The sequence below is a fragment of the Allobosea sp. Tri-44 genome, assembly GCF_004123845.1.
GTDB lineage: Bacteria > Pseudomonadota > Alphaproteobacteria > Rhizobiales > Beijerinckiaceae > Allobosea.
Genome location: NZ_NBDP01000007.1, coordinates 371,153 through 385,033, shown reverse-complemented (window position 1 = coordinate 385,033; position 13,881 = coordinate 371,153). Strand labels below are relative to the sequence as shown.

Below are 13,881 nucleotides of genomic sequence, written 5' to 3'. Positions count from 1 at the left end.
GAAGCCCGCTGCTACCCCTGTCGCATCGAAAAAAGGGGATGCCGAATCGTGACGTTCGTGAAGGTGCCGTTGCTGATGGCGCTCGGTCTGGCGCTGGGCGCCTGCTCCGCCACGGTCCCAGACCACCTGGCCCGGCCGGCCGATCCGAACGCCCGTGTTCCCGCTGTCGCCTATCGCAGCGTGACGGCCGGTGCCGCAAGCTTCCGCCCGGCCGAGCCCAAGGATTGGCGCGAGCTCAACCGCCAAGTCGGGCCGAAGTCATGACGCTGCCTACCTATCCGACCGCTCCAAGCCTTCCGAATGGCGGCCGCCTGTTGCGCTGGGGCCTGCTCGCCGGCACGGTGGTTCTGCTCGGCGGCTGCGCCGGTTTCTCCGCCGATGGCGGCATGGCGCCGATCCAGACCGCGACTTACGCTGAGATCGGCAAGGACGTTGTCAAAATCGGTGACGACCGGGTCGCGCTCACGGCGAAGACGCGGGTCGACCAGTTGCTGCGCAAGCCGCTGACGGCCGATGCCGCGGTTCAAGTCGCCCTGCTCAGCAATCGCGGCCTTCAGGCGGCCTTCAACGAGCTCGGCATCGCCGAGGCTCAGATGGTCGCCGCCAGCTTGCCGCCCAATCCGCGCTTCGGCATCTCCAAGCTCTCCGGCCGCTTCGAGGTCGAGATCGAGCGCCAGATCGTCGGCAGCCTGCTCGCACTCGTCACCCTCCCGGCGAGGGCCGAGATCGCCGGCGATCGCTTCCGCACTGCGCAATTGCGCGCTGTCGAGGCGGTGCTGCGGCTCGCTGCCGACGCGCGGCGTCAGTACTACCGCGCGGTCGCCGCCAACGCCCAGGTCGCCTTTTATCAGGAGGCCAAAGGCTCGGCGGATGCGGCCTCCGAGCTGTTCAAGCGGCTCGGCGAGTCCGGCGGCGTCAACAAGATCGACCAGGCCCGCGAATTCGCCTTCGAGGCCGAGTTGACCGTGCAGCTCGCCCAGGCGCGCCAGCAGCAGCGACAGGAGCGCGAGCGGCTCATTCGTCAGCTCGGGCTCTGGGGCGACGAACTCAAGTTCAGGCTGCCGGGCACCTTGCCGCCTCTGCCGCGGCTGCAATCGGTTAAGGCTATCGAGGCCGAGGCGCTGCGCAAGCGTATCGACATCCAGATCGCGCGCGCCGAGCTCGATACGCTGGCGAAGTCGCTCGGCCTCGCCAATGCGACGCGCTTCGTCAACGACATCGACCTACTCGGGCGCCGCACCTATGATCGCGGCCGCAGCATCGGCGCAGATGGCCATGTCGAGCGCGAGTCGAGCCGCAGCCGGACGCTGGAGCTGGAGATCGACATCCCGATCTATGATTTCGGCCAGTCCAAGATCGCGCTCGCCGAGCAGACCTACATGCAGGCCGCCAACAGGCTGGCGGAGAAGGCGGTCAACGCCCGCTCGGAGGCGCGCGAGGCCTATACCGCCTACCGCGCCAATTACGACATCACCCGGCAATACCAGAACAATGTCCTGCCGCTGCGCAAGATCATCCAGGAGCAGTCGCTGCTGCACTACAGCGGCATGCTGAACGATGTCACCGATCTCATCACCGATGCCCGCAACCGCATCCTGTCAAACGTCGCCGCGATCAATGCCCGCCGCGACTTCTGGCTCGCCCATACCGACTTCAAGCACGCGCTGATCGGTGGCGGCAGCGGAGGCGGCGGCTCGGCCACCGTCGCTGCGGCGGGCGGCGGCGATGCTGGCGGCGGCGGACACTGAGCGGGCGGAAGGAACGAAACAATGACCACGCTATCGCGCAGAGGCTTCATCGGCACCTCCGGCCTCGTCGTCGCCGCGGCCGGTTCCGTGTCCGGCCGCACGGCCTTCGCCTCGGTGCCCGAGGCCCCGACCATGAAGGAGGCGTCAACCCAGGCGCCTCTCGTGCCCACCACAGGGCCGGATTATCAGCCGGTCGCGACGCTCAACGGCTGGACCTTGCCCTGGCGCATGAATGGCGACTGGAAGGAATTCCATCTCGTCGCCGAGCCTGTGGTGCGCGAGCTCGCACCCGGCATGAAGGGCTATCTCTGGGGTTACAACGGTCAGTCGCCGGGGCCGACCATCGAGGCGGTCGAGGGCGACAAGGTCCGCATCTACGTCACCAACAAGCTGCCGGAGAGCACCACGATCCACTGGCACGGCCAGCGCCTGCCCAACGGCATGGACGGCGTCGGCGGCTTGAACCAGCCGCATATCCCGCCGGGCAAGACTTTCGTCTACGAGTTCCAGCTCAGGCGCTCGGGCACCTACATGTACCACCCGCATTCGGACGAGATGGTCCAGATGGCGATGGGCATGATGGGCTTCTTCGTCGTCCATCCGAAGGACCCGGCCTTCCGCCGCGTCGACCGCGACTTCGTCTTCCTGCTCAACGCCTTCGACATCGAGCCCGGCTCCTATGTGCCGCGCGTCGCCGAGATGACCGAGTTCAACATGTGGTGCTGGAACAGCCGCGTGTTCCCGGGCATCGACCCGCTGGTCGTGGGCAAGAACGACAAGGTCCGGATCCGCTTCGGCAACCTGACCATGACCAACCATCCGATCCATATGCACGGCTACGAGTTCAAGGTCTCGTGCACCGATGGCGGCTGGGTCGATCCGGCGGCGGCCTGGGACGAGGTCTCGATCGACTGCGCCGTCGGCCAGATGCGCGCCTTCGACTTCGTCACCGACGAGCCCGGCGACTGGGCGATCCACTGCCACAAATCGCACCACACCATGAATGCCATGGGGCATTCGGTGAAGAACTATATCGGCGTCAACAAGAAGGACCTCGCCAAGCGTATCGCCAAGATCGCGCCTGGCTACATGCCGATGGGCTCGAACGGCATGGGCGAGATGGGCTCGATGGAGATGCCCCTGCCCGGCAACACCCTGCCGATGATGACGGGCTTCGCCCAGTTCGGCCCGGTCGAGATGGGCGGCATGTTCTCGGTGGTGAAAGTCCGCGAGGGCCTCGCCAAGACCGACTACAAGGACCCCGGCTGGTTCAAGCACCCGGAGGGCACCGTCGCCTTCGAATACAAGGGCCAGAAGCTGGCAGAAGCGGCGCGCGGCGCCTCCCCCGACAGCGGCATCGAGCCGACCGAATGGCGCGTCAAGGATCCGCGCAAGCCGAACCTCGGGCCTGACGGCAAGCCGCGGCCTGCGGCGAAGAACTCCCACTCCAACCACTGAAGACGCCGATCCTTCCAGCAGGAGAGTCTCATGACGACAGCATTCAAGCTCGCCGCAATCGCAGTCCTGTTCTCCGCCGGTGCCGCCCTGGCCGGCCCGGGCGGAGCCGGTCACGGCCATGGCGGCGAGACCGCCTATGGCAAGCCCGGCGATCCGAAGAAGCCGGCGCGTATCGTGCAGGTCGCGATGGCTGAGAAGGACGGCAAGATGTCCTTCATCCCCGACCGGATCGAGGTGCGCCGCGGCGAGCAGGTCCGCTTCCAGCTGCGCAACAATGGCGAACTCGACCATGAGCTCGTCCTGGCGACGCTGGAGGAGAACCTCAAGCACGCCATCGAGATGCAGAAGAACCCCGACATGGAGCATGACGATCCGAACGCCAAGCGCCTTCAGCCGAAGAAGACCGGCGAGATCGTCTGGGCCTTTACCAAGGCGGGCGAGTTCGACTTCTCCTGCCTGATCCCCGGTCACCGCGAAGCCGGCATGACCGGCAAGATCATCGTCAAGTAAGCCTCACAAAGGAGCGTCCCATGCCCAGGACAGCAGCCACCCTCGCATTCCTCCTCGTCGCCCTGCCGGCCGCGGCACAGTCTATCAGCGGCACGGTCACCAAGGTCGACGAGCCCCAGGGCAAGCTCACCATCAATCATGGCCCGATCAAGAACCTCGACATGGACGCCATGACCATGGTGTTCCGCGCCGGCGATCCGGCCATGCTGAAGGGGCTGAAGGCTGGAACCAAGATCAAATTCGACGCCGACCGCGTCAACGGCCAGATCACCGTTACCACGCTCCAGAAGGCGAAGTGACCCGATCTCGCGGGGATGGGCCGCGCCGATCCATCCCCCTGAGCCGGGGCAGCGCCCCGGCGCTGGTTCTTCTGGGCAGTCTTTCCGCCGCACTCGCCTCCGATGGCGACCTGCAGCGCATCCTGCTCGAGCACGCTTGCGTCAAGCCGCAGGTCGAGACGGTGCTGAAGCAGGCTTCTCTCATCGCCTATCGCGTCAACTGCTTCGGCACGGCGCACCAGGTTCTCGATGTCGTCTGCGACGGCCATCGCTGCAGCGCGAGCCAGCGCAGGGGCGAGGCGGATCCACCTTAGCCGTTTATTTGAGCCCGCTCGTCACGAAATTGCGGATGTAGAACTTCTGGAAGAGCAGGAACGGACGAGCGCGATCAGGCCGGCAAGCGTGGTCGAGGAGAACAATCGCCCCCGTTTCCGTGCCCTCCAGGCTGAGCGTCAGGAAACGTTGCGCAAACGTCGTATAAAAATTTAGCCAGCAAAGTTGACGCCGCGCTGTCCGGAATTATGGCTTGCCAGTCAGGCGAGACGTGGTCCGGCGCATCAGGTCGAGCAGGTGCATGGCGGCTGCGGATTCTGGCGCGCCGCCTTCAAGCGGGCATTCAGGATCTACGCGGCGAAAGAGTGATTCGACCTCGCTCCATGCGCGACGCCGACATGCCGTCCCGAGAATTTCCTCCAATCCGCCGACCGCGAAACGCCCTAGCTCAGCACCATCATGCTGGGAGAGGCCTCCATGTCGACTGCTCCGATCGTACTCGCCAACCGTGATGGCGCCTCTGGCGCCAGGTCGCTCTCCGAACACGACCCATTCGCCGCCAGCCGGGAGGTCACCTGGAGCGGCGCGCAGGATCTGGCAGTGGGGAGCGCCGCGTTCTCGGGCGCGATGGAGATTGCGGCCTTCCCGCACACGGAGGTGCTCGTCGTCACGGCCGGGCGCCTCGACTTGTCGCTCATGGGCGGCAGCAAGCGCCCGATCCAGGCTGGCGAGAGTGCCGTAATCGCGCGTGGCACGGCTCTGCGTGTCGAGGCAGCGCCCGGCACGCGCTGGACCTTCTGCGCCAGCACCGGCGATGCTTCCGCAGCGCCCGGCGTGACCGAGCTGCCGGCCGACGCGCCGCTCTCGCCGTCGTCGCCGCCTCCAGCCAATCTTCTCAAAGGGCCGGTTCCGCAGTGCCGCAGCTTCAACGCCTTCACCGACGAGGCATCGCGTTTGCGTGCCGGCATCTGGGATTCGACGCCGTATCGGCGTGTTCTGCGCCCGCAGCCGGTCAACGAGCTGATGCATATCCTCCTTGGCAGCGTCACCCTCACCGGGGAGGACGGGCGTTCGGTCCGGGTCAGGGCGGGCGAGAGCGTATTCGTCCCCTATGGCACGCCATGCGCCTGGGACAGCGATGAGCATCTCGCCAAGGTCTACGTCGTCCAGGAGGTCGGAGCGTGAGCGCCCCGCGGCATGGCGCCATGGCCGGGATCGCCAATGGCTGAGATCGCAGCCCCGGAAGCGCTGACGCTGCGTGCGATCACGCTCGGCGACGCGGCGCTCGGCGCGGAGCTGTCGCGGCGCGTCGGCTGGCCGTATCGCCGCGAGGACTGGGAGTTCGCGATCGGACTCGGCGGTGGCGTCGTCGGCGTGCGAGACGGCAAGCTCCTCGCCACGGCGCTGTGGTGGCCCTATGGCGAGGGCCACGCCACGCTCGGGATGATCATCGTCGCTCCCGAGGAGCAGGGGGCTGGGATCGGCAAGCGCCTGATGCAGACGCTGCTCGCGCAGGCCGGGGAGCGCTCGCTGATGCTCAACGCCACCGTCGCTGGCGAGCCGCTCTACGCCCGTCTCGGCTTCAGAGCCCACAGCGGCGTTCGCCAGCAGCACGGACACGTGCTCGCCGTCGCTTCCCCGGAGCTCGACGTGGGCGAGCGGCTGCGTCCCGGCAGCGCGGCCGATCTTTCCATTCTGGAGTGTCTCGATGGGGCGGCGACCGGGCTGGAGCGTGGGCCGACCCTTGCGGCGCTCCTGCAATGCGGTGAATGCCTGATCCTGGAGAGGGCGGGGCAGCCCGTCGGCTTCAGCATCCTGCGCGCTTTCGGCCGCGGCCATGTTATCGGCCCGGTCGTGGCGGCGAATGAGGCTGATGCGCGCACGCTGATCGCCTGCTGGCTGCATGGCCGGACCGGCCAGTTCGTCCGGATCGACCTGCCGTTCGGCTCCGGGCTGTGTGAGTGGCTGGAGCAAGTTGGTCTTGCGCCAGCCGGGGACGTCACCGCAATGGTGCGCGGCGATCTGCCGGCCGCTTCCGGCCCGGCGCGCCTCCACGCCCTGATCAACCAGGCGCTCGGCTGATGTCCGCGAGGTCCATACGATGACGCTTCTGTTGAAGTCCGACGCCGCGCGCGGCGAGGAGTGGACGCGGCTGTTGGCGGAGAAGGCGCCCGAGCTGCCGTTCCGGATCTGGCCGGATATCGGCGACCCCGCCGATATCCGCTATCTCGCCGCCTGGATTCCGCCGGACGGCCTCCTAGGTCAGCTCGCCAATCTCGAATTGCTGATCTCCGTCGGTGCCGGTGTCGACCAGCTGAACCTGGCGGACATACCGGCGCAGCTGCCGATTGTGCGGATGATCGAGCCCGGCCTCGTCGACAGCATGGTCGAATACGTCACCATGTCGGTGCTGGCTCTGCATCGGGATCTCGTCCCCTACATCGCCGCACAGCGGAAGCAGGCCTGGGCGCCGCTCCGGATCAGGCCGGCATCAGAGCGCCGTGTCGGGGTTCTGGGCCTCGGCATGCTCGGCAAGGCCTGCGCGCTGAAGCTCGCCGAATTCGGCTTCGGGGTCGCCGGCTGGAGCCGCTCCCGGCATGAGGTCGACGGGATCGCGACCTTCGCCGGCGATGACGAACTGCCGGCCTTCCTGGCTCGCACCGATATCCTGGTCTGCCTGCTGCCGTTGACCGACGCGACGCGCGGCCTGCTCGGCCCCGAGCTCTTTGCCCGGTTGCCGCAGGGCGCGATGCTGGTCAATGCCGGCCGCGGCGGCCATCTCGATCAGGACGCCCTGCTGGCGGCGCTGGACAGTGACCATCTGGCAGGAGCGGTGCTGGATGTCTGCGAGCCGGAGCCGCTGCCGGCCGGGCATCCGCTCTGGAGCCATCCCAAGGTCCTGCTCACGCCGCATATCGCCAGCCGCTCGCGCTCCGAGGCCTCGCTCGACATCGTCATCGAGAACCTGCGGCGCCACCAGGCTGGTGAGCCCCTGATCGGCCTGATCGACCGCGATCGCGGCTACTGAACGAGGTTTTCCATGTCGATCGTCGCTCTCGAAGACCGCACGCTTCTCGTCGGCCGCGCCCTGATCGGTGGCGAGTGGGTGGGTGCCGCCACCGGCGAGGAGCTGCCGGTGCGCGATCCGGCGACAGGCATCGAGATCGGCACGATCCCGGCCTGCGGCGAAGCGGAAACCAACGCCGCCATCGCGGCGGCTGAGGCTGCGTTTCCGGCCTGGAAGGCGCGGCCGGCGGCCGAGCGGGCCGCTCTGCTGGAGCGTTGGCACGACCTCTTGCTGGAGCACCGCAAGGACCTCGCCCGCATCATGACGGCAGAGCAGGGCAAGCCGCTGGCGGAAGCCGAGGGCGAGGTCCTCTACGGCGCCGGCTTCATCAAATGGTTCGCCGAGGAGGCGCGGCGCGTCTATGGCAGCACCGTGCCGGCGCCGACCGCCGACCGCCGCATCCTCGTGCTGAAGGAGCCCGTCGGCGTCTCCGCCGCGATCACGCCCTGGAACTTCCCCAATGCGATGATCACCCGAAAATGTGCGCCGGCCCTCGGCGCCGGCTGCACGATCGTGGTGAAGCCCTCGGAGCTGACGCCCTATTCGGCGCTGGCGCTCGGCGTTCTGGCTGAGCGCGCCGGCTTCCCGCCCGGCGTCATCAACATTGTCACCGGCCTGCCGCAAGGCGTCGGCGCGGCCCTGACGCAGAACCCCGTGGTCCGCAAGCTCTCCTTCACCGGCTCGACCCGGGTCGGCGCCCTACTGATGCGGCAATGCTCCGACACGCTGAAGCGGCTGAGCCTGGAGCTCGGCGGCAATGCTCCCTTCATCGTCTTCGACGACGCCGATCTCGACGCCGCCGTCGCCGGTGCCATCGCCAGCAAGTTCCGCAATGCCGGCCAGACCTGTGTTTGCGCCAACCGCATCCTGGTGCAGGACGGTATTCACGACGCCTTTGCCGATCGCCTCGCCAAGGCGGTCGCGGCGATGCGGGTCGGCGATGGGCGTCAGGACGGTGTCACCATCGGCCCGCTGATCAATGCGGCGGCCGTCGAGAAGGTCCACGCGCATCTCGACGATGCGTTGTCGCTCGGTGCGACGCGTTTGGCCGGAGCGCAAGGCGAGGTCGACGGTTCCCGCTTCGTCGTGCCGACGGTGTTGACCGGTGCGACCACGCGGATGCGCCTCGCCAATGAGGAGACCTTCGGGCCGGTGGCGCCGCTGTTCCGCTTCAGGCACGAGGACGAGGCGATCGAGATCGCCAACGGCACGCCCTACGGGCTCGCCGCCTATTTCTATACGCAGAACCTTAACCGCTCCTGGCGTGTCGGCGAACGGCTCGAATTCGGCATGGTCGGGCTCAACACCGGCTCGGTCTCGATGGAGGTGGCGCCCTTCGGCGGCATCAAGCAGTCGGGCATCGGTCGCGAGGGTGGCGCGACCGGCATCGAGGAATATCTCGAACTGAAGAGTTTCCATATCGGCGGGCTGAAGTCCGCCTGATCGGAAGGCCGAAGCACGATCTGCCGATCGCGTGCCCGAATTGGGCAGGGGATACCAAAGCGGCAGGCCAAAGCCGCCGCACACCCCGGCCGGCCGCTCCTAGCCTCCCTGATAGCGCCAGAGCCTGTTCCGATCTGCTTGCGTCGCAAGCTGATCGGCAAAACGGCCTCTGACCCAAAGTGCGAGACGGATTCACCGATCAGGTCGAGTCGACCTGATCGGATCCGGCTCGAGCGCGTTCAGCGGAGGACGAGGCGGTCCATGCTCCAGTCTGTTTCCAGTCCTGCCGCCCGAGCGGCCGAGCCGGCTAGCCCCGGTATCCGGCGGGCGCTGGTCCATATCGAGCGGCATTTCACCGAGGCTCTCTATCTCGACGAGCTGGCGGCCGTGGCGGGCCTCAGCGTCTGCCGCTTCGTCACCGTCTTCCGCCGCCAGGTCGGGCTGACGCCGCACCGCTTCGTCTGTCGGCAGCGCGTGCGCTATGCGCGGGTACTGCTCGCCGATGGCGTCCCGGCGGCACAGGCTGCGCTGGACGCCGGCTTCTTCGATCAGAGCCATCTCTCGCGCCATTTCAAGAGCGTCTACGGCACGACTCCCGGCCGCTATCTGCGCGAGCAGGTGCAGTCCCCGCCGTCGCGGACCGTCAGCATCGCCCGCCCGGAGCAGGCGGCCTTCTCCCGTGTTCCGATCTCCCGTCCCGTCTGAGGTCCCGCCATGAGCGTCAACTCCCTCGAAGCCCTCGACCGCCGCCACTGGGTCCATCCGGTCGCTAACTGGGCCGGCCATGAGAAGCGTGGCGTCACCGTGATGAAGTCGGCCAAGGGCGCTTTCATCACCGATGCCGACGGCCATGAGCTGATCGACGGCTTTGCCGGCCTCTGGTGCGTCAATGTCGGCTACGGCCATGACAGCATCGTCGAGGCGGCGGCTCGCCAGATGCGCGAACTGCCCTATGCCACCGGCTATTTCAGTTTCGGCAGCGAGCCGACGATCCGCCTCGCCGCCAAGCTCGCCGAGCTCACGCCCGGCGATCTCGACCACATCTATTTCTCGCTGGGCGGCTCGGACGCGGTCGATAGCGCGCTCCGGCTGATCCGCTTCTACTACAACGTCACCGGCCGGCCGCAGAAGAAGCGGATCATCTCACTGGAGCGCGGCTATCACGGCTCGAGCTCGACGGGCGCGGGCGTCACGGCGCTGCCGGCCTTCCATGCCGGCTTCGACCTGCCGGCAGAGGGCCAGCACTACATCGCCTCGCCCTATCCCTACCGCAACCCGACTGGAAGCAGCGACGCGGCGGTGATCGCAGCAAACGTCGCGGCGCTGCGCGCCAAGGTCGAGGAGCTCGGCGCCGACAACGTCGCCGCCTTCTTCTGCGAGCCGGTGCAGGGGTCGGGCGGCGTCGTCGTGCCGCCCAAGGGCTGGCTCAAGGCGATGCGCGAGACGGCGACCGAGCTCGACATCCTCTTCGTTGCCGACGAGGTCATCACCGGTTTCGGCCGTACCGGACCGATGTTCGCCTGCGAGGCCGAAGGCGTCGTGCCGGATATGATGACCATGGCCAAGGGGCTGACCTCGGGCTACGCGCCGCTCGGCGCGCTCGCCATCGGCGAGAAGATCTATCGCGCCATTGCCGATAATGCCCCCGCCGGCGGGCCGATTGGCCATGGCTACACCTATTCGGGCCATCCGGTCAGCGCTGCCGTGGCGCTCGAAGTGCTGCGCCTCTACGAGGAGGGCGGCATCCTCGCCAACGGCCAGCGCGTCGGGGCCTATTTTGAGGAGCGCCTGGCGACGCTCGCCGACCATCCGCTCGTCGGCGAGGTCAGGGCGCGGGGCCTGCTCGCTGGCGTCGAGCTCGTCGCCGACAAGGCGACGAAGCAGAAGCTGCCGCGCGAGGCGAAGCTGCCGGACCACCTCTTCGCCCGCGGCTACGCCAACGGCGTGATCTTCCGCGCCTTCGCCGACGACATCATCGGCCTCGCGCCCCCGCTATGCTGCAGCGAGGCAGAGATCGACCTGATCGTGACGCGGCTGCGCAAGACGCTCGACGAGGTCATGGCGCTGCCGGAGGTCGCGGCGGGCCTGGCGGTGGCGAAGGCGGCGTGAGATTTGCTTGTTCGGCCATGCTCCCTTCCTTGTCGGAAGGGCGCGACAGCCTTTAGGGTGGCGCGGCCGTGCGGTGTCCGCCGCCCGGCTGCGTAGGGCGGCTCTGGCATGAGGCTTTCGTCGTGACACCGGGCGTGCGGCTCGACCGCATCGACATGAAGATCCTGATCGAGCTGCAGAACAACGCCAGGATGACGAACGTCACCCTGGCCGATGCGGTCGGTCTGTCGCCGAGCCCATGCCTGCTGCGGGTCAAGCGGCTGGAGCAGGCCGGCTTCATCTCCGGCTATGGCGCGACGATCAACCTGCAGAAGCTCGGCGAGACGATCACCGTCTTCACCGAGATCACCCTGGCAGACCACACCAAGGAATACTTCATCCGTTTCGAGACGGCGCTCAGACGTGTCGACGAGGTGGTCGAGTGCCATATGGTCAGCGGCGGCTACGACTACCTCGTCAAATTCGTCACACGCGGGCTGACGCACTATCAGTCGCTGATCGAGACCCTGCTCGACCGCAATATCGGCATCTCCAAATATTTCAGCTACATCGTGATCAAGTCGCCGATCCAGAAGCCGGGCTATCCGCTTCCGGTGCTGTTCGGCCTGTAAAGTTCAGCCCAGCGCCTGGGTGACGAGGCCGAAGGTCCGAGCCTGGCCGCTCGGGCCGTGATTGCGGCCGCGGATCATCGTCGTCACCGTGTCGAAGACGGTCATGCCGCAATCTTCGAGGAAGCCGCCGAACTTGCCCTGCTCTTGGGCGGTGTCGACGCGCAGGAACTGGCCGTCATGGGCGAGTACATGCGGTCGCACGAGCGCGATCGCCGCCTCGTCGCTCTCGGCGACGACAGGGCCGACGACATGGCCGCGGCCGAAGCGGCGGCAGAGCGCGAAGCCGACCAACGCGCCGTCCCGCTCGATCACCGTCCCGGTTGCGAGCTTCATCAGCGCTGCCATCACGCGCGAGCGGTCGGCGCCATAGGCGTCGGCGTCGAGCTGCGCGATCGCATCGCCGTCCGCGGCGGTCACTGGGCGGACGGTGAATTCGTCGGGCGCAGCGCCGGCCGGCGCCTGGACGCGGCCCTGATGCTGGAAGATCCGGCCGATCGGCTGGAAGTCGAGTGAGCGATAGAGCCGGTAGCCGGCGCGCGTCGCATTGAGCCTGAGGTCGCGATCGCCCGCCTGCTCGAAGATCGTGTCCATCAGCCGCCGCCCGGCGCCCTGCATCTGCAGCCGCGGCGAGGTGATGACCATGCCCACCGTGGCGAAATGCGGCCCATACGGCCACCACATCGCCGAAGCCAGCGCCCGGTCGATCGCGTCGCACGCGACGAAGCCGTGCCCGACCTCCAGCACGAAGCGCCAGTCCTCCGGCCGATGCGGCCAGCTGACACCGACGGAGAGCTGGTGCGCCTGGGAGATATCCGCTTCTGTCATCGGCCTGATGGCGAGCTCGTAGTCGAGCCGGCGCCGAGCCGTACCATGAGCCACCGTTGCAGGCCTCGTTCCTCGAATGCCGGGCGACTATAGGCAGGCGCCGGGCTGCGGAGAACTGCAAAATTGTCCAAGAACCTGCCCGGCAAGGCGGTATTCTCGACGGTCGGAGCCGGCTCGGCCGGCCGAATGCCATCCCTGCCGTCTTGTCTGAAGCGCTGAGGCCCTGTCTTCCATGAAGCTCGAACCTTATTGGCTCGCGACGGCGCCGGGATTCACCGCCGGCTCCACGGCCTCGATCGCCGGCAAGGTCGACGTCGCCATCGTCGGCGGCGGTTTCACCGGCCTGTCGGCAGCGCTCGCCTTGGCGAAGTCGGGCGCGAGCGTCGCCGTGCTGGAGGCCGGGCGCGTGATCGGCGAGGCGTCCGGGCGCAATGGTGGGCATTGCAACAACGGGCTCGCGCATGATCTCGGGAGCCTCGCCGCCAGCCTCGGCGAGGAGAGGGCGGTCGCGCTCTACCGCGCCTTCGACAGCGCGGTCGACACCGTCGAGGCGCTGGTCGCGCATGAGGTGATCGACTGCGATTTCATCCGCACCGGCAAGATCAAGCTCGCTGCCAAGCCGGAGCATTTCGCCAAGCTGGAGAAGAGCGCCGCCCTGCTGCAGCGCACCGTCGAGCCGAACCTGATCGTTGTGCCGCCCCAGCAGATGCGGCGCGAGATCGGTTCGGACGGCTTCTTCGGCGGCCTCGTCTATCCGCGCAGCGCCCATATGCATATGGGCCGCTTCGGCGTCGGTCTGGCGGAGGCCGCGGCGCGCAATGGCGCGGCGATCCATGAGAACGCGGCGGTGACCGGACTCGAGCGGCTGAACGGCCAGGCCCACCGCGTCGTCACCAGCCGCGGCACGCTGGAGGCGGGGCAGGTCCTGCTCGCGACCGGCGCCTCGCGCCGGGGGCCATTCGCCTGGCTGAGGCGGCGGATCGTGCCGGTCGGCAGCTTCATCATCGCGACCGAGCCGCTCTCGCCAGAGCGCGCCGCGGCGATCATGCCGACGCGGCGGACGGCGACGACGACGAAGAACATCGGCAACTATTTCCGGCTGACCCCCGACAACCGGCTGATCTTCGGGGGGCGGGCGCGCTTTGCGCTGTCGAGCCCGGCCTCGGACGCCAAGAGCGGCGCGATCCTGAGGGCGCGCATGCTGGAGCTTTTCCCCGAGCTCGCGGATACGCGCATCGACTATTGCTGGGGCGGCCTCGTCGACATGACGGTAGACCGGCTACCGCGCGCCGGCGAGCGCGACGGCGTCTTCCACGCGCTCGGCTATAGCGGCCACGGCACCCAGATGTCGGTGCATATGGGGCAGGCCATGGCGAGCGTGATGGGTGGGGACGCCAGGGCGAACCCCTTCGCCGGGCTCGACTGGCCGGCAGTGCCCGGCCATTTCGGCCCGCCCTGGTTCCTGCCCTTCGTCGGCGCCTATTATCGCTACCAGGACTGGCGACACTGAGGCAGGTCTGGCCATCGATATGAACCATGGCATGAAGATTGAACGCTAG

At 67.6% G+C, this 13,881-nt stretch carries 15 protein-coding genes; 14 read left to right on the top strand and 1 reads right to left on the bottom strand.

Annotated features, from left to right (window positions below; genetic code table 11):
• The first annotated feature begins 48 nt into the window (after positions 1-48).
• From B6S44_RS29280 to B6S44_RS08245, 13 genes are all read left to right on the top strand, one after another.
• Complete coding sequence (locus B6S44_RS29280; protein WP_164985745.1) at positions 49-264, top strand: hypothetical protein; 216 nt, start codon at positions 49-51, stop codon at positions 262-264.
• A complete protein-coding gene (locus B6S44_RS08300; protein ID WP_129156418.1) occupies positions 261-1,748 on the top strand; it encodes a TolC family protein in 1,488 nt (495 codons plus the stop codon). Before B6S44_RS29280 ends, B6S44_RS08300 begins: the two co-directional genes overlap by 4 nt.
• A 21-nt stretch (positions 1,749-1,769) precedes the next feature.
• Entirely contained in the window at positions 1,770-3,206 is a 1,437-nt protein-coding gene (locus B6S44_RS08295; protein WP_129156417.1) for a multicopper oxidase family protein, read from the top strand.
• A 30-nt stretch (positions 3,207-3,236) separates the two neighbouring features.
• Positions 3,237-3,716 carry a cupredoxin domain-containing protein gene (locus tag B6S44_RS08290; RefSeq protein ID WP_129156416.1) on the top strand — a complete coding sequence of 160 codons (480 nt, stop codon included), beginning with the start codon at positions 3,237-3,239 and terminating at the stop codon, positions 3,714-3,716.
• 20 nt (positions 3,717-3,736) lie between these two features.
• Positions 3,737-4,015, top strand: a complete 279-nt coding sequence (locus B6S44_RS08285; RefSeq protein WP_129156415.1) for a copper-binding protein — start codon at positions 3,737-3,739, stop codon at positions 4,013-4,015.
• Positions 4,012-4,308, top strand: a complete 297-nt coding sequence (locus tag B6S44_RS08280; protein WP_129156414.1) for a hypothetical protein — start codon at positions 4,012-4,014, stop codon at positions 4,306-4,308. Before B6S44_RS08285 ends, B6S44_RS08280 begins: the two co-directional genes overlap by 4 nt.
• Positions 4,309-4,744: 436 nt before the next feature.
• Entirely contained in the window at positions 4,745-5,452 is a 708-nt protein-coding gene (locus B6S44_RS08275; RefSeq protein ID WP_164985757.1) for a cupin domain-containing protein, read from the top strand.
• A gap of 36 nt (positions 5,453-5,488) precedes the next feature.
• Positions 5,489-6,349 (top strand): GNAT family N-acetyltransferase, encoded by an 861-nt coding sequence (locus B6S44_RS08270; protein WP_164985756.1) that lies wholly within the window; start codon positions 5,489-5,491, stop codon positions 6,347-6,349.
• A 19-nt stretch (positions 6,350-6,368) separates the two neighbouring features.
• A complete protein-coding gene (locus B6S44_RS08265) occupies positions 6,369-7,295 on the top strand; it encodes a 2-hydroxyacid dehydrogenase (RefSeq protein ID WP_129156411.1) in 927 nt (308 codons plus the stop codon).
• A 12-nt stretch (positions 7,296-7,307) separates the two neighbouring features.
• Positions 7,308-8,777: an NAD-dependent succinate-semialdehyde dehydrogenase gene (locus B6S44_RS08260; protein WP_129156410.1), complete on the top strand. Its 1,470-nt coding sequence runs from the start codon at positions 7,308-7,310 to the stop codon at positions 8,775-8,777.
• Between the two features lie 261 nt (positions 8,778-9,038).
• Positions 9,039-9,482 (top strand): helix-turn-helix domain-containing protein, encoded by a 444-nt coding sequence (locus B6S44_RS08255; RefSeq protein WP_129156409.1) that lies wholly within the window; start codon positions 9,039-9,041, stop codon positions 9,480-9,482.
• Positions 9,483-9,491: 9 nt separating this feature from the next.
• Positions 9,492-10,886, top strand: coding sequence for an aminotransferase class III-fold pyridoxal phosphate-dependent enzyme (locus B6S44_RS08250; protein WP_129156408.1), 1,395 nt, complete (start codon positions 9,492-9,494; stop codon positions 10,884-10,886).
• Positions 10,887-11,020: 134 nt separating this feature from the next.
• Positions 11,021-11,497 carry an Lrp/AsnC family transcriptional regulator gene (locus B6S44_RS08245; protein WP_210215008.1) on the top strand — a complete coding sequence of 159 codons (477 nt, stop codon included), beginning with the start codon at positions 11,021-11,023 and terminating at the stop codon, positions 11,495-11,497.
• A gap of 3 nt (positions 11,498-11,500) precedes the next feature.
• On the opposite strand, the gene B6S44_RS08240 is transcribed toward B6S44_RS08245, so the two are convergent.
• On the bottom strand, positions 11,501-12,376 hold the full coding sequence (locus B6S44_RS08240) for a GNAT family N-acetyltransferase (RefSeq protein WP_129156406.1): 876 nt from the start codon (positions 12,374-12,376) through the stop codon (positions 11,501-11,503).
• Between the two features lie 178 nt (positions 12,377-12,554).
• Between B6S44_RS08240 and B6S44_RS08235 the strand changes: the two genes are divergently transcribed.
• Positions 12,555-13,832, top strand: coding sequence for an NAD(P)/FAD-dependent oxidoreductase (locus B6S44_RS08235; protein WP_129156405.1), 1,278 nt, complete (start codon positions 12,555-12,557; stop codon positions 13,830-13,832).
• Positions 13,833-13,881 lie beyond the last annotated feature (49 nt).